14 protein-coding genes are annotated in these 19,192 nt (G+C 67.7%); 7 read left to right on the top strand and 7 right to left on the bottom strand.

Annotation, left to right across the window (positions count from 1 at the left end):
- Positions 1 to 101 precede the first annotated feature (101 nt).
- Positions 102 to 2,300 carry a cyanophycinase gene (locus ABLE91_RS08995; RefSeq protein WP_348930460.1) on the bottom strand — a complete coding sequence of 733 codons (2,199 nt, stop codon included), beginning with the start codon at positions 2,298 to 2,300 and terminating at the stop codon, positions 102 to 104.
- Between the two features lie 11 nt (positions 2,301 to 2,311).
- Positions 2,312 to 5,059, bottom strand: coding sequence for a cyanophycin synthetase (gene cphA, locus ABLE91_RS08990; RefSeq protein WP_348930459.1), 2,748 nt, complete (start codon positions 5,057 to 5,059; stop codon positions 2,312 to 2,314).
- Positions 5,060 to 5,422: 363 nt separating this feature from the next.
- Here cphA and ABLE91_RS08985 point away from each other — a divergent pair, with 363 nt between their 5' ends.
- The 3 genes from ABLE91_RS08985 (at position 5,423) to ABLE91_RS08975 (ending at position 8,992) form a co-directional block, all read left to right on the top strand.
- Complete coding sequence (locus ABLE91_RS08985) at positions 5,423 to 6,568, top strand: succinylglutamate desuccinylase/aspartoacylase family protein (protein ID WP_348930458.1); 1,146 nt, start codon at positions 5,423 to 5,425, stop codon at positions 6,566 to 6,568.
- Between the two features lie 118 nt (positions 6,569 to 6,686).
- A complete protein-coding gene (locus ABLE91_RS08980; RefSeq protein ID WP_348930457.1) occupies positions 6,687 to 8,126 on the top strand; it encodes an amino acid permease in 1,440 nt (479 codons plus the stop codon).
- Positions 8,123 to 8,992, top strand: a complete 870-nt coding sequence (locus ABLE91_RS08975) for a universal stress protein (protein ID WP_348930456.1) — start codon at positions 8,123 to 8,125, stop codon at positions 8,990 to 8,992. Before ABLE91_RS08980 ends, ABLE91_RS08975 begins: the two co-directional genes overlap by 4 nt.
- 123 nt (positions 8,993 to 9,115) lie before the next feature.
- On the opposite strand, the gene nadC is transcribed toward ABLE91_RS08975, so the two are convergent.
- The 4 genes from nadC to ABLE91_RS08955 all read right to left on the bottom strand — a co-directional run bounded on the left by nadC (position 9,116) and on the right by ABLE91_RS08955 (position 13,545).
- On the bottom strand, positions 9,116 to 9,970 hold the full coding sequence (gene nadC, locus ABLE91_RS08970) for a carboxylating nicotinate-nucleotide diphosphorylase (RefSeq protein WP_348930455.1): 855 nt from the start codon (positions 9,968 to 9,970) through the stop codon (positions 9,116 to 9,118).
- Positions 9,967 to 11,487: an L-aspartate oxidase gene (locus tag ABLE91_RS08965; RefSeq protein ID WP_348930454.1), complete on the bottom strand. Its 1,521-nt coding sequence runs from the start codon at positions 11,485 to 11,487 to the stop codon at positions 9,967 to 9,969. The genes nadC and ABLE91_RS08965 overlap by 4 nt, the downstream gene beginning before the upstream one ends.
- A gap of 4 nt (positions 11,488 to 11,491) precedes the next feature.
- Positions 11,492 to 12,487 (bottom strand): quinolinate synthase NadA, encoded by a 996-nt coding sequence (gene nadA / locus ABLE91_RS08960; protein ID WP_348930453.1) that lies wholly within the window; start codon positions 12,485 to 12,487, stop codon positions 11,492 to 11,494.
- Positions 12,488 to 12,732: 245 nt separating this feature from the next.
- Positions 12,733 to 13,545, bottom strand: a complete 813-nt coding sequence (locus tag ABLE91_RS08955; protein WP_348930452.1) for an MBL fold metallo-hydrolase — start codon at positions 13,543 to 13,545, stop codon at positions 12,733 to 12,735.
- A 219-nt stretch (positions 13,546 to 13,764) separates the two neighbouring features.
- Between ABLE91_RS08955 and ABLE91_RS08950 the strand changes: the two genes are divergently transcribed.
- Together ABLE91_RS08950 and ppdK are read left to right on the top strand one after the other, a co-directional pair.
- The gene (locus tag ABLE91_RS08950; protein ID WP_348930451.1) at positions 13,765 to 13,905 is read left to right on the top strand and encodes a DUF3096 domain-containing protein; all 141 of its coding nucleotides are present in this window, start codon (positions 13,765 to 13,767) and stop codon (positions 13,903 to 13,905) included.
- 100 nt (positions 13,906 to 14,005) lie between these two features.
- On the top strand, positions 14,006 to 16,681 hold the full coding sequence (ppdK, locus tag ABLE91_RS08945; RefSeq protein ID WP_348930450.1) for a pyruvate, phosphate dikinase: 2,676 nt from the start codon (positions 14,006 to 14,008) through the stop codon (positions 16,679 to 16,681).
- Between the two features lie 100 nt (positions 16,682 to 16,781).
- Here ppdK and ABLE91_RS08940 read toward each other — a convergent pair whose 3' ends face one another.
- The gene (locus ABLE91_RS08940) at positions 16,782 to 17,702 is read right to left on the bottom strand and encodes a LysR family transcriptional regulator (protein ID WP_348930449.1); all 921 of its coding nucleotides are present in this window, start codon (positions 17,700 to 17,702) and stop codon (positions 16,782 to 16,784) included.
- 145 nt (positions 17,703 to 17,847) lie between these two features.
- On the opposite strand from ABLE91_RS08940, the gene ABLE91_RS08935 reads away from it, so the two are divergent.
- Positions 17,848 to 18,243, top strand: a complete 396-nt coding sequence (locus ABLE91_RS08935) for a DUF427 domain-containing protein (protein WP_348930448.1) — start codon at positions 17,848 to 17,850, stop codon at positions 18,241 to 18,243.
- 182 nt (positions 18,244 to 18,425) lie between these two features.
- Positions 18,426 to 19,172, top strand: coding sequence for an SDR family NAD(P)-dependent oxidoreductase (locus ABLE91_RS08930; RefSeq protein ID WP_348930447.1), 747 nt, complete (start codon positions 18,426 to 18,428; stop codon positions 19,170 to 19,172).
- The last annotated feature ends 20 nt before the right edge of the window (positions 19,173 to 19,192 follow it).

Here is a 19,192-nt window from a genome sequence, read left to right as displayed (position 1 = left end):
TCATCCCCGGGCTTGACCCTGGGATCCACGTCCCTCCGTTAGACCGTGCCTAGCGGAGCCACGTGGATGGCCGGGTCAAGCCCGGCCATGACGGCTGAAACCTAAGTCCGGTCGTCCCGGGGGCTCTCGATGTCCAGGCTCACCGTGCCCTCACCCATGGCGGTGATACCCATGACGATGGCTCTCTTGCGCTGGCTCTCGGACAATGTGCTGCCGAGGGGCCGGGCGCCGCATTCCCGGACAAGCTCGTCCACCAGGCGCACCAGCGTGGCGGTCGCCTGCTCGGCGGGCGTGTTGCGGATGACCGCGCCGGCGGCGACGTCGATCCGGTCGCCCGCGCGGGCGAAGGTGAGCTTCACCCCGCGCGCCACGAAGCTGTCGCTCTGGAGCACGAGATGGTGCGGGTCCAGCTCCACCAGCACCACGCCGTAGCGGCCGAAGACGTCGATGAGCGTGCCGTCGCCGCGCACGTTCATCATGCTCTCCTCGCAGATGCCGAAGCCGTAGCGCACGCCTTCTTCGGCGCAGGCGACGATGAGCCGGCCGAGGCGGCGGGAGGAGAACAGGTTCTGGTCCACGATGCCGCCGCCGAAGAAGCCGATGCCCTCCTGGAGCACCAGCCCGTGCTGTCCCGCATCGGTGGAGACGCCGAAGCGGAAGGCGTCGTGCGAGGAGCCTCCCGCGATCATGAAGCGCGACAGCGCCGAGGCGGACCCCGAGGCGCCGATGAGCGTCGCGCCCTTGGCATGGGCACGGGCGATGGCCAGCAGAATGGGCGTCTCCTCGCCGCGATAGAGCAGGGTTTCCACGAGCCGCACCTGGTTCCCGCCGGGCAGGAACAGGGTCTTCATGCCGGCGATGCGCTCCACCAGCGCCTTGTCGTTGGAGCAATGCTCCACATTGTCGATGGTGATGCCGAGATCGACGCCGGTGCGCCCGTGCTTGCGCAGCGCCTGGATATGGGCGGCGGCGGTCTCGCGCGGCTCGGAGGATGCGGCGGCGATGATGCCGATATCCCCCTCGCAATGCGCCAGCATCTCCGCCAGCATCTCGCCGCCGCCCTGGAGCGGGGAGGAGCCGAGCAGCAGGAGCCGGGAGGCGGTGCCGGGCTTCATGCCGTAGTCGCGCTGGAGCATGGTGGCGCGGTTGGCGAGGCGCGCCGCGCTCAGCTTCTCGCTCATCACCGTGGCGCGGTAGTTCACGGCCGTCATGCGGAAGCCGTTCTCGGTGAGCGACACGAGGCTGCGGGACTGGCCGCGCACCCGCTCCAGTTCCACCGTCACGGCCATGGAGGCCTTCGGCTCCACCGTGCTCGCCCGGTCCACCGCATAGGCGGCGGGATCGCCCAGCACGAGCCGGCCCAGCAGGTCATAGAGGGTATAGGCGCCGAACACGTTGCGCTGGGAGCGGGCGGGGGCGCGGTAGGCGATCTCGGCGGCCCGCACCCGGCGCTTGCCGTGGCCGGGCGTGACCTTCATGCGCAAGAGGTCGATCTCGTCGCCGTTATCGAGATAGCTGAAGCGGACGTCCTCGAACGTGCGGCCGCGCGCGTCGAACTGGGCGCCCGCCATGTCCAGCACGAAGGCGCCGTACTCGCCGACGACGCGCCCGCGCCGGCCGTCCACGAAAAGAGCCGTGTTCTCGTCGATGCCGAAGCCCCGCTGCACGCCGCTTCTGGCCATGGCGACGATGAGCCGGCCAAGCCGGCCGCGCTTGATGAAGTGCTGGTCCAGGATGCCGAAGGGAAAGAAATCCAGTCCCTCGCCCAGGAGCATGCCGGGCTTTTCGGGATCCTGGGTGACGCCATAGACCATGGCTTCCAGCGAGGTGCCGCCGACGATCATCACCTTCGACATCATGGCGGCGCCGGCGCTGGAGCCGGCCACCAGCCCGTCGGCGGTATTGGCCGCGCGGATGGCCTGGAGCACGGGACTCTCCATCCCGCCGGGCGAAAGCACCTCGACGATGGTGGTCTGGTTCCCGCCGGTGAAATAGACGCTGCCCAGCCGCGCCACCTGCGCGGCATTGGCGGGATCGCAAGCCGCCGCCGCCGCGTTCGGGCCGAAGACGGGCGAGAGCTCCGCCTCGAAGCCATAGGCGCGGAACACCTGCACCGTCTCGGCGCCCACCTCTTCCGGCTCGCCGGAGGCGGTGGGGAAGATGAGGATCTTGCCCTTCGCGAGGCGGTGCATCTCGCCGAAGATGGCTGCGTTCCCGTCCTCCAGGCGACCGCCGATCACGGCGAGGCGCCGCATCGGCTCGTCGCCCGGCCGGAGCGGGAGCCAGTCGTAGAGGGACATGGAGCGCCTGCTTATTCGATCGGCGCGATCAGCACGCCGCGCTCATCCGTAACGATCTTGAAGCCGTCCGGCACGTCGAAAGCGATCTGGAGCGGCCGGGCCGCCGCGCTCACCTTCTGCGCATCCTGTCCCTCGGGCTTGAAATAGATGATCTTTTTCCAGCAGGCGGTGATCGCCTCGCAGAAGATCAGGACGAGGTCGTCGTGGCGGGCCATGGCGAGGGCCGCGTCCACCGCGTCCATCTCCTCGGGGATGATCCGGATCTGCTCCTCGCTCACGCCGAAGGACATGAGCGCCGCGCGCATCAGGTCCGGGATCTCGGTGGCGCCGCGCCCGCGCAGATTGTTGTCGCGGTGGCAGATATAGGTGTCGAACTTCCCCGCCACTTTCTGCGCGATGTCCCTGACGTCCTCGTTGCGCCGGTCACCGGGGCAGGTCACGCAGACGATCCTCCGGCCACGCGGCTTCAGGCGCTCCACGAGGTCCACCATGGCGCCCACGGCGGCTTCGTTGTGGCCATAGTCCAGGATCACCCGGAAGCCGTGCTCGTCGAACACGTTCATGCGCCCGGGGGACTGGAAGAAGGTGTTGTCGAAGGTGCGCAGCCCGTTGCGGATCTGGTCGAGCGTCTTGCCCAGCGCATAGGCCATGGCCGCCGCGAACATGGCGTTCTCCACATTGTGGAGCGCCTTGCCCTCGATGGTGGCGGGGATGAGGTGGGTCCAGATCAGCGGGATCTGCGTGCCGTTGTCGTAGATGACGATCTGGTCGCCGTTCAGCCCCTCTTCCAGCACGATGGCGTGCTTGCCCAGGCGGATATGCTCGCGCACCAGCTCGTGGTGCGGGTTGCGCGTCACGTAGAAGATATTCTTTGCCGGCGTATAAGACGCCATCTTCAGCGTGTGCTCGTTGTCGGCATTGAGCACCGCCGTGTCGCGGGCCACCTCCACCACCACGCGCTTCACCCGCGCCAGCTCGTCCACGGTGTCCACGCCACCGAGGCCGAGATGGTCGGAGGTGACGTTCAGCACCGCGCCCACGTCGCAGAACATGTAGCCGAGGCCGGAGCGCACGATGCCGCCGCGCGCGGTCTCCAGAACCGCGATGTCCACGGTGGGGTCGCGCAGCACCATGGTGGCGGAGACCGGACCGGTCATGTCGCCCTTCACCGTCACGTTGCCGTCGATATAGACCGCGTCCGTGGAGGTCTGGCCCACCACGTGGCCCGCCATCTTCAGGATGTGGGCGAGCATGCGCGAGCAGGTGGTCTTGCCGTTGGTGCCGGTGAGCGCGGCGACGGGGATGCGGCTCTGGGTTCCCGGCGGGAACAGCATGTCCATGATCTTGCCGCCCACGTCGCGCGGCTTGCCCTCGGAGGGGGCGATATGCATGCGCAGGCCTGGGCCCGCATTGATCTCGCAGATGGCGCCACCCGTGTCGCGATAGGATTGGGTGATGTCGGAGGTGAGGAAATCCACCGCGCCGAGATCGAGGCCCACCGCCATGATGGCGCGCTCGGCCATGAGCTTGTTGTCGGGGTGGATGATGTCGGTCACGTCGATGGCGGTGCCGCCGGTGGAGATGTTGGCGGTCTTGCGCAGATAGACCACCTCGCCGGCGGGCGGGACGGCCTTCGCCGTGTAATTCTTCTCGGCCAGGAGCCGGAAGGCCTGCTCGTCCAGCTCCAGCTGGGTGAGGACATTGTCGTGGCCCACCCCGCGGCGCGGGTCGAGGTTCACGATGTCCACCAGCTCGGCGATGGTGTGTTCGCCATCGCCCACCACGTGGCCGGGCACGCGCTTGGCGGCGGCCTCCAGCTTGCCGTTGATGACGAGGAGGCGATGGTCGTCGCCGGTGATCATGCTTTCGACGATGACCGCGCTGCCTTCCTCCTCGGCGATGGCATAGGCCTTCTCCGCCTCTTCGTCGGACATGATGTTCACGGTCACGCCCCGCCCGTGATTGCCGTCCAGCGGCTTGATCACCACGGGATAGCCGATGCGCCGGGCTGCGGAGACGGCCTCGTCCGCATCATACACCTGCCGCTGCTGCGGCACGGGCAGACCGAGATCGCCGAGGATCCTGTTGCACACGCTCTTGTCGGAGGCGATCTCCACGGCGATGTGGGAGGTCATGGAGGTCAGCGCTGCCTCGATGCGCTTCTGGTACTTGCCCTGGCCCACCTGGATCAGACTCTGGTCGTTGAGCCGCGCCCAGGGGATGTCGCGGGCCTCCGCCGCCTTCACCAGCGCCAGCGCCGAGGGGCCGAGGGAGCGCTTCTGGGCGAAGCTCAGGAAGCGGTCCAGCTCGTCTTCGATATCGTAGGGCGCGTCATCATCGCGGCGGGGCGCGATCAGCTCGATGATGATATCGCAGGCGAGGTCCCCGGCCTCCAGGCCGATCTCGTCGGACTCGTAGCCGTAGAGGACGTCCACCTCGTCGGTGCCCGGCAGGGGAATGGCTTCGGCCACGGGCGTGGGGTCGCCGGCGAGACGCTGGAGGTTGAGGGCCACATGGGCGATCAGCTCGCCGAGGCCGCATTCGTTGGAGGTCCGCGCCCACTCGATCCAGGAGGAGCCGTCCGGCCGCGTGTCGGTGGCGAGGGTCGGCAAATACTTCAGCAACGTCTCAACGACGGCCTCTCCATAGCTGGCTACAGAATTTCTGGCGCGGTTCCGCAGGTCGATGGTCAGGCGGATGAGGGGAACCTTGGCGTAGCTGTTCGGACCGACATAAGCAGCGGTCGAGACGATGTCCATCTGGTCTTCCCCGAGCGACCGGCCATAACGGCCCCGCATCTTGAAGGTTTTTGTTCGACCTGGAGCTTTTGCGGGGAAAGGGACGCCGCCCAGCAGTGCCATAGGTTCATGCTGCACTGCAAAATCTGCCGCGTTCCAGCTTCATGCATCCGGTGTCACCAGCCGGGAAGCCCGATGGCTTTACCAGAAGCGCCCGCATGGATGGGCGGTCGTTTCCCCCCGAAAAATCCCGAGCCAAGGGGAGCCTAGACCCAATCGCGCGCAGCAAGCAATATAAGCGCCTTGCCAGCGGGGGCGGGATGCGCGCGAGATTTTGCGCCGGCTCTTTTCTGCTGCATCGCAGGATAGCGCAGGGGCACCGAGATGGCGCAATTTGAGGCAAACACCTCCACGCGGACCCATCACCCTCTCGGCCCCGCAGATGCGGCTGGGCACACCCGGTCGATCACGGTTTTGCGGTTCGGCGAACCGGGCGCGCGGCCCAAGGCCTATCTCCAGGCCGGGCTCCATGCCGATGAATTTCCGGGCATGCTGGTTCTGCGCCACCTTGCCGCACGGCTCGAAGAGGCGGCGGCAAAAGGCGAGGTGACCGGCGAGGTGGTGCTGGTTCCCCAGGCCAATCCCATCGGCCTGTCGCAGCATCGATACGGCTTCCTCCAGGGCCGGTTTGAGGATGCGAGCGGCAGCAATTTCAACCGCGACTATCCCGACCTTGCCGCCGAGATCGGCGATGGCATCGGCGCCGCGCTGGGCCCGGACCCGCTCGCCAATGTCGCCGCCATCCGCGCCGCCATGGGCGCGGCCCTCGCCCGCGATCTCCCCATGGGGGAGCTCGCGATCCTGCGCCACACCCTCATGTCCCTCGCCTTTGACGCGGACATGGTGCTCGACCTGCACGCGGACAACGAGGCGCTGCTGCACCTCTATCTCGGCACGCCGCTCTGGCCCGGCGCGGCGGATCTCGCGGCCGAACTTGATGCGCGCGCCGTGCTCCTGGCGGAAATCTCCGGCGGCAATCCCTTCGATGAAGCCTGCGGCGGGCCGTGGTGGGCGCTGGCGAAGCGTTTCTCCGATCATCCGATCCCGCCGGCCTGTCTTTCCGCCACCGTCGAGCTTCGCTCCAATGACGATGTGGACGACGCGCTGGCGCGGGACGATGCGGCGGCGCTCTACCGCTTCCTTCAGCGCCGCGGCGTGGTGCGGGGCGCGCCCGGCGCCCTGCCGCGCCTCCTGTGCGAGGCGACGCCGCTGGATGCCATGCAGCAGGTGCGCGCCCCTGCGGAAGGGCTCATCTGCTACCGCGCCCGGCTGGGGGACCGGCTGAAGGCCGGCGACGTCATCGCCGAGATCATCGATCCCCTCGGCGCCAGCGTGCCGGTGCCGGCCGCAACCGACGGCCTGCTCTTCGCCCGACACAGCCAGACGTATGCTTGGCCCGGTAAGGTCATAGCGAAGGTGGCCGGCGCGGTGCCGTTGCCGGACCGAACCGGCTACCTCTTAACCGAGTGACGCGGCGCGCCTCGCTTCGCGGCATTTTTGTGGCACGTTGATTGCTGAGAACGCGTGAGGTCCGGTGCGGCGACCGCATCCGGGGGGCACGATCAAACCGGAAGGATGGGGACTTTCCATGAGTTTAGATACTCTGAGCTCAAACTCGCTCGGGCGTGCGCTGATGCGGTGCAAGCCCGTCTCGGCCATGGTGGACGAGCATGGCGGCGGCAAGGGGCAGCTGTCCCGCTCCATCGGCCTGTTCCAGCTCACCATGCTGGGTGTTGGCGCCACCATCGGCACCGGCATCTTCGTCGCCCTCACCGCAGCCGTGCCCGAGGCCGGGCCGGCCGTGGTCGCCTCCTTCGTGATCGCCGGCATCACCGCCGCCCTGACCGCCCTGTGCTACGCGGAAATCGCCTCCACCATCCCGGTGTCCGGCTCCTCCTATTCCTATGCCTACGCCACCATGGGCGAACTGGTGGCCTATATCGTCGGCTCCTGTCTCCTCCTGGAATATGCGGTGTCCGCCTCCGCCATCGCGGTGGGCTGGGGACAGTATCTCAACGAGCTGCTGCTGGACGTCTCCGGCTGGAAGATGCCGGATGCCATCAGCCAGCCGCCGGGCGCCGGGGGGTATTTCAACCTGCCGGCTATTGTGCTCGTGGCCATGTGCGCGGCCCTGCTGATCAAGGGCGCGCGGGAATCCACCACGATCAACGCCATCCTCGTGGTGGTGAAGCTGGGCGTGCTGGCACTGTTCGTGGTCATCGCCTTCTCCGCCTTCAACGCGGAGAACCTGGAGCCCTTCATGCCGAAGGGCTGGCTCGGCGTCGGCACGGCCGCCGGCACCATCTTCTTCTCCTATATCGGCATCGACGCGGTCTCGACGGCCGGCGAAGAGGTGAAGAACCCGCGCAAGACCTTGCCGCTCGGCATCATCATCTCGCTGCTGCTGGTGACGGCGGCCTATGTGCTGGTGGCCTTCTCGGCGGTCGGCGCGCAGAAATGGACCGAGTTCGCGGGCCAGGATGCGGGCCTTGCCGTGATCCTGCAAAATATCACGGGGTCCACTTGGCCGGCCGTGCTGCTCTGCCTCGGCGCCATCGTCTCCATCTTCTCGGTGACCCTGGTGGTGATGTACGGGCAGACCCGCATCCTGTTCGCCATGAGCCGCGACGGGCTCTTGCCCAAGCTGTTCCAGAAGGTGGACCCGCAGACCATGACGCCGGTGACGAACACCTACATCGTCGCCGTCTTCATCGCCGTGCTCGCGGCCCTGATCCCGCTGGACGTGCTGGCCAATCTCACCAGCATGGGCACGCTCATCGCCTTCTCGGTGGTCTCGGCCGGCGTCATCATCCTGCGCCGCACCCGGCCTGATCTGCCGCGCGGCTACAAGGTGCCGTTCTTCCCCTTCGTGCCCATCGCCAGCGTGCTGTTCTGCGTCTACCTGATCACCCAGCTTCCCTGGGACACCTATGCGCTGTTCGCCGTGTGGATCGCCGTCGCGATGCTCATCTATTTCGGCTACTCGTTCCGCAATTCCGTCCTCGCCAAAGGCGGGAGCGCCCAATGAGCTACCTCATCGGCTATGCGCCGGACCGGGGCGGGGCGGATGCCCTCGCCGTCGGGCGCATGATGGCGGTGGCGGGGGACGTGCCCGTCACGATCTGCGTGGTGACGCCGGAGACCTGGGGCTATCCCTCTCCGGCGGCGGTGGACGCCGAATACAAGCAGTTCCTGGACCAGTACGCCCAGAAGGCGCTGGCCCGGGCCCGCGCATTCATGGGGAATGCGGTGAAGGCGGACTATATCGCGGTGGTGGCCGAGAGCGCCTCGAAGGGCCTCTCGCGCGTCGCCAACGAGATGAACGCCTACCTCACCATTGTCGGCTCGGCCCGCGACGGCAAGAAGATGCGCGCGGGCCTCGGCTCGACGGCGTCGGGGGTTCTTGCGGGCACCAAGTGCCCCACCATGATGGCGCCGCTGGGCTACGCCTCCAATGCGCCGCGCCGGCTGGAGCGGGTGACCTGCGCCTTCTCCGACGACCGCCAGGGAGAGGCGACCCTTGCGGTCGCCATCGACCTTGCGCGCGAGCACAAGGTGCCGCTCCGCCTCGTCACGTTCGTGGTGCGGGACAACCAGATGTACCCGTCGAACGTGGGCTACGACGTGGAGAACCTCGTGGCCAACACTTGGCGCAAGCAGGCCGTGGAGGCGCAGAAGGCAGCGTTGCGCGCCCTGCCGAAGGGCATAGACGCCACCTGCGGCATCGGCGACGGGCCGGACTGGAAGCGGGCCATCGAGTCCATCGGCTGGCAGTGGGGCGATGTCCTGGTGGCAGGCGCGCACCACGAGCAGGGCATCACCGCCTTCCTGTTCGGCTCCACCTTCACCCGCCTGCTGCGCTATGCGAGCGTGCCCATCGTGGCGGTGGATTGAGGGTTCGGATCATTTGCACGCCGTCATGCCCGGGCTTGTCCCGGGCATCCACGTCTCTCCCTTAAGCGCGTGCCCAGCGGAACCCCGTGGATGGCCGGGACAAGCCCGGCCATTACGGTGGGATCACCCCTCGAAATCCAGCCCCAGGTCCAGGATCGGCGCGCTGTGGGTGAGCCAGCCGCAGGAGATCAGGTCCACCCCCGCCGCCGCGATGGCCGGCACCGTCTCCGCCGTGATGCGGCCCGACGCCTCGGTGATGGCGCGCCCGGCCACCATGGCCACCGCCGCGCGGAGCATGTCCGGCCCCATATTGTCCAGAAGCACCGCATCGATGCCGATCTGGAGCGCCTCTTCCAACTGGGCGAGGGTGTCCACCTCCAGCTCGATCTTCACCAGATGCCCCACATGGCCGCGGGCCGCCTTCACCGCGTTCGTGATGCCGCCGGCCGCCGCCACGTGGTTGTCCTTGATGAGCACCGCATCGTCGAGGCCGAAGCGGTGGTTCGCGCCGCCCCCCGCCCGCACCGCATATTTCTCCAGCGCGCGCAGGCCGGGCGTGGTCTTGCGCGTGCAGGCGATGCGGGCATGGCCATGGGCCTTGGCCGCCGCCGCCAGTACCGCCGTCGCCGAGGCGATGCCCGAAAGGCGGCAGGCAAAATTGAGCGCCACCCGTTCCGCCGAGAGGATGGGCCGGGCGCGGCCTTCGATGCGCAGCACGGCATCCCCCGGCGCGACCGGGGAGCCGTCCTCCTTCAGCACTTCGCAGGACAATTCCGGGTCCATGAGCCTGAACGCCTGAACCGCGATGCCGATGCCCGCCACGGTGCCGTTCTGGCGCGAGGTCATGTGGACGCGCATGCGCGTCTCCGCCGGGATCACCGCTTCCGTGGTGATGTCGCCGGCGCGGCCGAGATCTTCCAGAAGTGCGGCGCGCACCACCGGCTCGGTCATGATGGCGGGGAGCGGGTCGAGGCTCATACGGCTTCCTTCAGGGATGCGTCCGAGAGGCTGGGGAAGCGCCGGAGCGCGTCGTTGAGGGTGAATTCGCTGTGGCGCGGGGCGGCGTCCGTCGCGGGGAAATCGGATCGGAAATGCCCGCCCCGGCTCTCCTCACGGGACAAGGCGGCGGCGGCGATGAGCGCGGCCAAGAGGGCGGCATCGTCCGTCGCTATGCGCGGCGCATACTGGCGGACCACCGCGAACAGGCCCTCGGCATCGCGCACCACGCCTGCATGGCGGTCCATGGCCCGGCGGAGGAGGGTGGTGCTCTCCACCGGTGCCGGCAGAGGGGGCGCGCGGCCATCGCCGGCCGCGGCTATCGCCGTGCTCGCGCGGACGTCCGCCGCGATCCAGTGGGCGAAGGCCAGAGCCTCCAGCAGCGAATTGCTGGCAAGCCGGTTGGCGCCATGAAGCCCGGTGGAGGCCACCTCGCCGCAGGCATAAAGGCCGGGCAGGGAGGTGCGACCCACCCCGTCCACCTTCACCCCGCCCATATGATAATGCGCGGCCGGGCGCACGGGGATCGCCTCCCGTTCGGGGTCGATGCCGCTGCGCCGGCACAAGGCGTAGACAGAGGGAAAGGCCCGCGGAAAATCTGCGCCGACCGCGTCGCGCGCATCGAGGAAGACCTTCCGGCCGGCGACGATCTGCCGGTGGATGGCACGGGCCACCACGTCGCGCGGGGCAAGGTCGCCGCCCGCCGTGCCGGCCATGACACGCGCGCCTTCATCGTTCACCAGAACAGCGCCTGCCCCCCGCAGCGCCTCGGTTGCGAGCGGCATGGGGTCACTGGTGGTGGCGATGGCGGTGGGGTGGAACTGCACGAATTCGAGGTCGCGCAGCACCGCTCCCGCGCGGGCCGCCATGGCGAGGCCGGAGCCCACGGCGGACAACGGGTTGGTGGTGGAGGCATAAAGCCCGCCGAGGCCGCCCGTGGCGAGCACCACCGCCCGGCCGCGCACGAGGACGAGCGCGCCGTCTTCATCGCGGCACCAGAGGCCAGCGACGCAGCCGTCCAGAACCTTCAGCCGCACGGCCGTAAGATCGGCGCGCCGCTCCAGATGGGGCGCGCTGCGGGCGCGGGCGATAAGGGTGTCGAGCACCGAACGCCCCGTCGCGTCGCCGCCCGCATGCAGGATGCGGGAACGGCCATGGGCGGCCTCCAGGCCGAGCGCGATGGCGCCGTCCGCCTCCCGGTCGAAGGCGACACCCCAAGCCAGCAGGCGCTCGACGATGCGAGGGCCTTCCTCCGTTACCTTGGCGACGATGTCGGCATCGCACAGCCCGGCGCCGGCCGCGTGCGTGTCGGCGGCATGCAGATGCGGGGCGTCGTCCGCGCCCATGGCGACCGCAATGCCGCCCTGGGCAAAGCGGGTGGCTTCGTCTGCGGTGCGGGGCGCGATGAGGAGGACAGGCAGCGGCGCGAGCTCCAGCGCCGTGACGACGCCGGCAAGGCCCGCGCCGACCACGATCACGCGGTCGGCGGCATGGGTCATGGGATCACCGGATGGCGAGCATGCGCTCGACGCTGAGGCGCGCGCCCGGCAGGAGCGCGGGATCGACGGTGACTTCCGGCCCCATGGTCTCCAGCGCCCGGCGGATGTTGGAGAGGGTGATGCGCTTCATGTGCGGGCAGAGGTTGCACGGCTTCACGAAGTCGATCTCGGGATAATGCACCGCCACGTTGTCGCCCATGGAGCATTCGGTGACGAGGGCGACGCGGGCCGGGCGCTTGTCCGCCACGAAGCCCACCATCTCGGCAGTGGAACCGGAGAAGTCGGAGGCGGCCACCACATCCGGCGGGCATTCGGGATGGGCGATGACGGTCACATCAGGGTAGATGTCGCGGATCTCGGCGATGTCCATGGGCGTGAAGCGCTCATGCACCTCGCAGCGGCCGTGCCAGGAGATGATTTCCACATCCGTCTGCGCGGCGATGTTCCGGGCGAGATATTCGTCGGGGATCATGATGACGCGCGGCACGCCCAGCGCCTCCACCACCTTCTTGGCATTGCCCGAGGTGCAGCAGACGTCGGACACCGCTTTCACGGCGGCGGACGTGTTCACATAGGTCACGACAGGCACGCCGGGATATTTGGCCTTCAGCGCCAGCACGTCCTCGGGCCGGATGGATTCGGCGAGCGAGCAGCCGGCCTTCTCGTCGGGGATCAGCACCACCTTGTCGGGGTTCAGCACCTTGGCGGTCTCGGCCATGAAGTGGACGCCCGCCAAGAGGATCACGTCGGCATCGGTGGCCGCTGCCTCGCGGGCAAGCGCCAGGCTGTCGCCGACGATGTCCGCCACCGTGTGGAAGATTTCCGGCGACTGGTAATTGTGGGCGAGGAGGATGGCGTTCCGGCGCCGCTTCAGGTCGAGGATCGCCTGGATGTCGCCGGAGATGATCTCCCATTCCATGGGCGGCACATGGCGGGCCACGCGCTCATAGAGATGCGGCAGGGGCAGTGTCATCCCGTGCGAGGCCGGAACGTGGAGCATGGCGAAACCCTCCCATTATGCTCGTTCAGAGCATAAGCGGCTTTAAAAAATCGCCGGTCGAAAGCCGGCTTCCATTTCCTTATGCTTAGAGTGAGCATAAGTCGGCGTCAAGCTGCAAAATGGCGCTGTCGCCGCTCCACACGTCATCCCCGACTTGATCCAGGGATCTCTTGCCATCCTTGGTGCTTGAGTTCGGCGGGAGATGGTCGGGTCGAGCCCGGCCATGACGTCGGGGGATAGGGGCTCTACCGCCCCGGCAGCACCAGCACCGTCGGCTTCCCCGGCAGCATCTCGCGCGAGAGCATCACGGTGGCGCTCGCCGAGCGGGTGATCTCGTATTCCTTGCCGAGGCGCGAGAGGAAACGGTCGAGGCCCCATTCGCTGAAATAGTGCATGGGGATCACCAGCGGCGCGTTGATGGCCTTCAGCGTCTCCACCATGCCTTCGATGTCGAGCGTGTAGGAGCCGTCCACCGGGGCGAGCACCACGTCGATGCGCCCCAGCGCCTCAAGATGATCCCGCGTGAGGAGATGGTGCAGGTGGCCGAGATGGGCGATGCACAGGCCCGCCACCTCGAACACGAACATGGAATTGCCCTCATAGAGGGTGGCCGACCCGTAGCGGATATTGGTCGGCACGTTGCGGATCCACACATCCTCCAGCGTCAGCTCGTGATGGGCCGGGCCCGTGCCATCCGGGTTCCAGCCGCGCAGGACATAGGCGATGCCGGGGTCGGGATGATTGGTGTAGTGGGTGTCGTGCGCCCGGTTCATGGTCACGACCATGGGCAGCGTCTTAGGCCGCACATAGTCGTTGTAGTCGGTGGCGATGGTGATGCCCTTGGGGCTCTCGATCAGAAAAGTGGAATGGCCGATGAAGGTCAGGCTCACCTGGTTGCCTTCGGCCGCCACGGGCCGATAGGCGGCACGCCAGAGTTTCGGGGCGGGCGCGTCCGCCACCATGCGGGGGCATTTTTCCGGCTGGGCCTGCGCGGGCAAGCCGATGCCCGCCAAGGCGAGGGCGCCGCATATGGTCGCGATGAGACCCTTCCAGCCCATTTAGATATTCCCCACGGCTCGCGTTGGGTCAGCATCGCCGCACATGCCGTTGCGCTGCAACGCTTCTGCCTTCACAGCGGCGTGAGCGCGCAGCTGAAGAGGCGATTTCGTGCTGTCGCGGCACTTGCGAACATGTCGCGCCCCTGTTGGGGAACCGTGTTTTCCTCGCCGTCTTTCTAAGCGTGGACCTTGCCGCGCGCCCTTCAACGGAGACGCCCCATGAACATCGACATCGTCATGCTCTCGCCCGTCATCGCCCTCGTGGCGGGCGTCCTGATCCTGATCTTCCCCCGCCTGCTCAACTTCCTGGTGGCGGCCTATCTGATCCTGGTGGGCATCCTTGGCCTCATCCACCACTGAGAAGGTGCGCGGATGGGTGCAGTTGAAGGCGCAGGCCGCAGCGGTTAAAGCAACCGCGCTGTTTTCCCGCGAAGCGTGAACACCCCAAGGGATCTCCAATATGACGAAATGGGTCTACTCCTTCGGTGACGGCACGGCCGAAGGGAAAGCCGACATGCGGAACCTGCTGGGCGGCAAGGGCGCGAACCTTGCCGAAATGGCCAATCTGGGCCTCCCGGTTCCTCCCGGCTTCACCATTCCGACAGAAGTGTGCACCTATTATTACGCTCATGGCGAGACCTACCCGGCCGAGTTGAAGGGCGACGTGGAAAAGGCGCTGGCCAGGGTCGGCGAGATCACGGGCAAGACCTTCGGCGACAGCGCGAACCCGCTCCTGGTCTCGGTCCGCTCCGGCGCCCGCGCCTCCATGCCGGGCATGATGGACACGGTCCTGAACCTCGGCCTCAATGACGCGACCGTGGAAGCGGTGGCCCAGCTCGCCGACCGGCGCTTCGCCTTCGACAGCTATCGCCGCTTCATCACCATGTATTCCGACGTGGTGCTGGGCGTGGACCACCACCATTTCGAGGAACTGCTGGAAGCCTTCAAGCTCCAGAACGGCCATACGCTCGACACCGACCTTTCCGCCGACGACTGGGCGGCGCTGGTGGTGCAGTACAAGGCCAAGGTGCAGGAGAAGCTTGGCAAGCCCTTCCCGCAGGACCCCCATGAGCAGCTCTGGGGCGCCATCGGCGCCGTGTTCGGCTCCTGGATGAACCAGCGTGCCATCACCTACCGCCGCCTGCACTCCATTCCGGAGAGCTGGGGCACGGCGGTGAACGTGCAGGCCATGGTGTTCGGCAATATGGGCGACACCTCGGCCACCGGCGTGGCCTTCACCCGCAACCCCTCCACCGGCGAGAGGGCGCTCTATGGCGAGTTCCTGGTGAACGCGCAGGGCGAGGACGTGGTGGCGGGCATCCGCACCCCCCAGGACCTTACCGAGAAGGCCCGCAAGGAGGCCGGCTCCGAGAAGCCCTCCATGGAATTGGCCCTGCCCGAGGCCTTCAAGGAGTTCGAGCGTATCTCGAACGCCCTTGAGAACCATTACCGGGACATGCAGGACCTGGAATTCACCGTGGAGAAGGGCAAGCTCTGGATGCTCCAGACCCGCTCCGGCAAGCGCACCGCGAAGGCGGCGCTGCGGATCGCGGTGGAGCTGGCCAATGAGGGCCGGATCTCCCAGGAAGAGGCGGTCGCCCGCGTCGATCCGGCCGCCCTCGACCAGCTGCTGCACCCCGCCATCGACCCCAAGGCCGAGCGCAAGGTGGTGGCGAGCGGCCTGCCGGCTTCGCCCGGCGCGGCTGCCGGTGCCATCGTGTTCTCCGCCGACGAGGCCGAGGACATGAAGGCCCAGGGCCGCAAGGTGATCCTGGTGCGCGTGGAAACCTCCCCCGAGGACATTCACGGCATGCATGCGGCCGAGGGCATCCTCACCTCGCGCGGCGGCATGACCTCCCACGCGGCGGTGGTCGCCCGCGGCATGGGCAAGCCCTGCGTCTCCGGCGCCGGCTCGCTGCGCATCGACTATGGCGCGCAGACCCTCACCGTCTCGGGCCAGACCTTCAAGAAGGGCGACATCCTCACCATCGACGGCTCCACCGGTCAGGTGCTGGCCGGCGAGGTGCCTATGCTGCAGCCGGAAATGTCCGGCGAGTTCGCCACCCTCATGGGCTGGGCGGACAAGGTGCGCCGGCTTAAGATCCGCGCCAATGCGGAAACCCCGGCGGATGCCCGCATGGCCCGCTCATTCGGCGCCGAGGGCATCGGCCTCTCGCGCACCGAGCACATGTTCTTCGATGCGGGCCGCATCCTGGCGGTGCGCGAGATGATCCTCGCCGACGATGAGGCCGGGCGCCGCTCGGCGCTCGCCAAGCTGCTGCCCATGCAGCGGGCGGATTTCGTCGAGCTGTTCGAGATCATGAAGGGCCTGCCCGTCACGATCCGCCTCCTCGACCCGCCGCTGCACGAATTCCTGCCCCACACCGAGGCGGAAGTGGCGGAAGTGGCGAAGAGCCTGGGCGTGGACGTGGAGCGCATCGAGCGGCGCCAGAAGGAACTGCATGAGGTGAACCCCATGCTCGGCTTCCGCGGCTGCCGCATCGCCATCGCCTTCCCCGAGATCGCCGAGATGCAGGCGCGCGCCATCTTCGAGGCGGCGGTGATCGCCGCCAAGAGCACCGGCGAGGCCGTGGTGCCGGAAGTCATGGTGCCGCTCATCGCCACCAAAGCGGAGTTCGACATCGTCAATGCCGTGATCCAGAAGACCGCGCAGGCGGTGGAGAAGGAAACCGGCGCCAAGCTCACCTTCCAGGTGGGCACCATGATCGAGCTGCCGCGGGCCTGCCTGCGGGCGCAGGAGATCGCCGAGACGGCGGAATTCTTCTCCTTCGGCACCAACGACCTCACCCAGACCTGCTACGGCGTCTCACGCGACGATGCGGGCACCTTCCTCGGGCCCTACGTTCAGAAGGGCATCATCGAGGTGGACCCCTTCGTCTCCATCGACGTGGGCGGCGTGGGCGAGCTGGTGAAGATCGGCGTCGAGCGCGGACGGAAGTCCCGTCCCGACATCAAGCTCGGCATCTGCGGCGAGCATGGCGGCGACCCGGCCTCGGTGGCGTTCTGCGACGAGGTGGGTCTCGACTACGTGTCGTGCTCGCCTTTCCGCGTGCCCATCGCCCGCCTCGCGGCGGCGCAGGCGGCGCTCGGGCGCAAGGCTGCCAGCCAGGCGTGAAACTGACGGGTTGGGGGAGGCGGCTTCCGCCGCTCTCTCCCTCCCACCACACGGGGAGAGGCGCCGCCGTGCGGGCGATCGAGCCCTTCCTGCTTCCTCGTCATCCGCCGACATGGTCCGGGGATTTCCCCCGTGTCACCCGCGCAATCAGTTCATCCACCCGCGACAGGAACAGCTTGAGGATCGCTGAGGCATTGGCCTTGCGGTAGCCGAGCATCAGATCGATGTACGGGACCTCGCCAGCGATGGGCCGGCTGATCACCGACCAGGGCAGGAAATTCTTCGCATAGGCCGGCAGGAAGGCGATGCCGCGGGTCGAGGCCACCAGAGATATGGCCATGGCGAGATTGTCCGCCTCGTGCTGGGCAGCGATGGGAAGCCCCGTCTTGCCGAGATAGCCCTCGATCACCCGCTTCAGCGCCGGGGCGGTGTGGGAGACGTTGACGAAGGTCTCGCCCACCACATCCTCCGGCCGGATGCTCGCCGCGCCGGCGAGGCGGTGGTCGCTGGGTAGGATTGCCACCAGGGCCTCGCGCGCCAGCGGCCGGAAAGCGAGGTCGGAGGCCTCTTCCTCCGCCCGCAGGAAGGCAACATCGATCTTGCCCCGGAGCAGGCCGCTCGCCAGTTCCGGCGAGGTCTGGCTGATGATCATCACCTCGATGTTCGGCAGCGCGTCGTGGAGGATACGCAAGGCCTCCGGCAGCCATTCCATTTCCTGCCCCGTCAGGAAACCCATGACGAAGCAGGCCTTGCCGGGGCTGGCTGCGCGCCGCGCCGCGTCGCCCGCCGCTTCCACCTGGGCCAGCGCCAGGCGCGCATGGTCAAGGAAGGCCTTGCCCCCAGCCGTCAGTTCAACGCCGCGTGCCGAGCGGGTCAGCAGCGGCACGCCCACTTCCAGCTCCAGGTCGCGGATCTGCCGGCTGAGGGAGGGCTGGGCGGTATGCAGCCGCTGTTCGGCGGCAATGGTGAGGCTGCCTTCTTCGGCGACCGCCACGAAATAACGCAGATGCCGCAGTTCCATCGTCTCACGTGCCGCTGGTTCCCATGCCTCGCAGGCATGGAGCCAGCGTACAAAGTCTTTCCGCTCGCGGCGAGGCGTACCTACATAAGCGTCACGGACAGCGTTCCCACGGCCAGACCACGAAGGCGGCCAGCGAGGCACAACCATGTACGAGACCTCATCTCCCAAGCCCGTGAAGATCCCCGGGCCGGACCATCCCATCACCATCACGCGCCATCCGGGCCGCGTGGTCGTCACGCTCTCAGGCAAGGTGATCGCCGACACCCGCGATGCTCTCACCTTGCGCGAGGCGGCCTATCCGGCGGTGCAGTACATCCCGCGCAAGGACGTGGACATGTCCCTGCTCGCGCGGACCGACCACGCCACCTATTGCCCCTACAAGGGCGAATGCGCCTATTTCAGCATTCCCTCGGGCGGCGAGCGCGCGGTCAACGCCGTATGGAGCTATGAGGCGCCTTATGAGGCCGTAGCTGCCATCAAAGATCATGTCGCCTTCTACCCGAACCGGGTCGATGCCATCGAGGACCGGCCGGCCGACTAGCGTTCGATCGATCCCCGTCGAGGTTTGATGGGCTCATCGATCAGGTTGGTCAGACCTGATCGGATCCGGCTCCAGCCTTTTCTTTTCTGATCTCGGCCTTCGGCCCCGAAGCCACCAGACGCCGGCACATGCGTGCCGGCGAATGCGGGCGGCTGGCCTCCACTCCCTTAAGGATCAAGACCATGACACATGTTTCCGGAAAGACCGCCCTCGTCACCGGCGCCTCCCGCGGCATGGGCCGCGCTGCCGCGCTGGCCTTGGGCAAGGCCGGCGCCCAGGTGCTGGTGCACTATGCCCGCGCGGCAGAAGAGGCCGAGGGGGTAGTTGCCGAGATCGCCGCGGCCGGCGGCCGCGCGCAAGCCGTGCAAGCCGACCTCTCCGCGCCCGATGCGCCGTTCGCCCTCGCGCGCCAGGTGCGCGCCATCGTCGGCGACCGGCTCGACATATTGGTGGCCAATGCCGGCGTGTCGAAGGCCGTCCCCATCGAGGATCTCAGCGTCGCGGAATTCGACAGCCTGTTCGCGGTGAACGTCCGCGCGCCCTATTTCCTGGTGCAGCAGCTCCTCCCGATCCTCGGCGCCGGCAGCAGCGTGGTGCTGGTCTCCTCGCTCGGGGCGCGGGCGGCGGTAGGCACCCTTGCGGCCTATGCCGCCACCAAGGGCGCGGTGGACACGCTGGTGAAGCATTTCGCCGCGAGCCTCGGCCCGCGCGGCATCCGCGTGAACGCCGTGGCGCCGGGGGTGATCGACACCGACATGTCCAACTTCGCCCGCACCGAGGAGGGCAAGACCTTCGTGCTCGGCATGCAGGCGCTGAAGCGCATCGGCCAGCCGGATGACGTCGGCGACGTCATCGCCTTCCTCGCCTCGGATGCCGCCCGCTGGATCACCGGCGGCATCATCCCCGTGGACGGCGGCTCGAAACTGTGAGGCCGCCGCCAGCCCTCTCC

It is taken from the genome of Aquabacter albus (assembly GCF_040049275.1).
In the GTDB taxonomy this organism is placed as follows: Bacteria; Pseudomonadota; Alphaproteobacteria; order Rhizobiales; family Xanthobacteraceae; genus Aquabacter.
The sequence above is the reverse complement of the archived record's forward strand: the minus strand, read 5'-3'. Positions and strand labels throughout refer to the sequence as shown.

Bases quoted from the DNA above. Each gene is read 5' to 3' on its own strand.
- ABLE91_RS08995 (WP_348930460.1), bottom strand. From the start codon at position 2,300: ATGTCCCTCTACGACTGGCTCCCGCTCCGGCCGGGCGACGAGCCGATG.
- cphA (WP_348930459.1), bottom strand. From the start codon at position 5,059: ATGGACATCGTCTCGACCGCTGCTTATGTCGGTCCGAACAGCTACGCC.
- ABLE91_RS08985 (WP_348930458.1), top strand. From the start codon at position 5,423: ATGGCGCAATTTGAGGCAAACACCTCCACGCGGACCCATCACCCTCTC.
- ABLE91_RS08980 (WP_348930457.1), top strand. From the start codon at position 6,687: ATGAGTTTAGATACTCTGAGCTCAAACTCGCTCGGGCGTGCGCTGATG.
- ABLE91_RS08975 (WP_348930456.1), top strand. From the start codon at position 8,123: ATGAGCTACCTCATCGGCTATGCGCCGGACCGGGGCGGGGCGGATGCC.
- nadC (WP_348930455.1), bottom strand. From the start codon at position 9,970: ATGAGCCTCGACCCGCTCCCCGCCATCATGACCGAGCCGGTGGTGCGC.
- ABLE91_RS08965 (WP_348930454.1), bottom strand. From the start codon at position 11,487: ATGACCCATGCCGCCGACCGCGTGATCGTGGTCGGCGCGGGCCTTGCC.
- nadA (WP_348930453.1), bottom strand. From the start codon at position 12,487: ATGCTCCACGTTCCGGCCTCGCACGGGATGACACTGCCCCTGCCGCAT.
- ABLE91_RS08955 (WP_348930452.1), bottom strand. From the start codon at position 13,545: ATGGGCTGGAAGGGTCTCATCGCGACCATATGCGGCGCCCTCGCCTTG.
- ABLE91_RS08950 (WP_348930451.1), top strand. From the start codon at position 13,765: ATGAACATCGACATCGTCATGCTCTCGCCCGTCATCGCCCTCGTGGCG.
- ppdK (WP_348930450.1), top strand. From the start codon at position 14,006: ATGACGAAATGGGTCTACTCCTTCGGTGACGGCACGGCCGAAGGGAAA.
- ABLE91_RS08940 (WP_348930449.1), bottom strand. From the start codon at position 17,702: ATGGAACTGCGGCATCTGCGTTATTTCGTGGCGGTCGCCGAAGAAGGC.
- ABLE91_RS08935 (WP_348930448.1), top strand. From the start codon at position 17,848: ATGTACGAGACCTCATCTCCCAAGCCCGTGAAGATCCCCGGGCCGGAC.
- ABLE91_RS08930 (WP_348930447.1), top strand. From the start codon at position 18,426: ATGACACATGTTTCCGGAAAGACCGCCCTCGTCACCGGCGCCTCCCGC.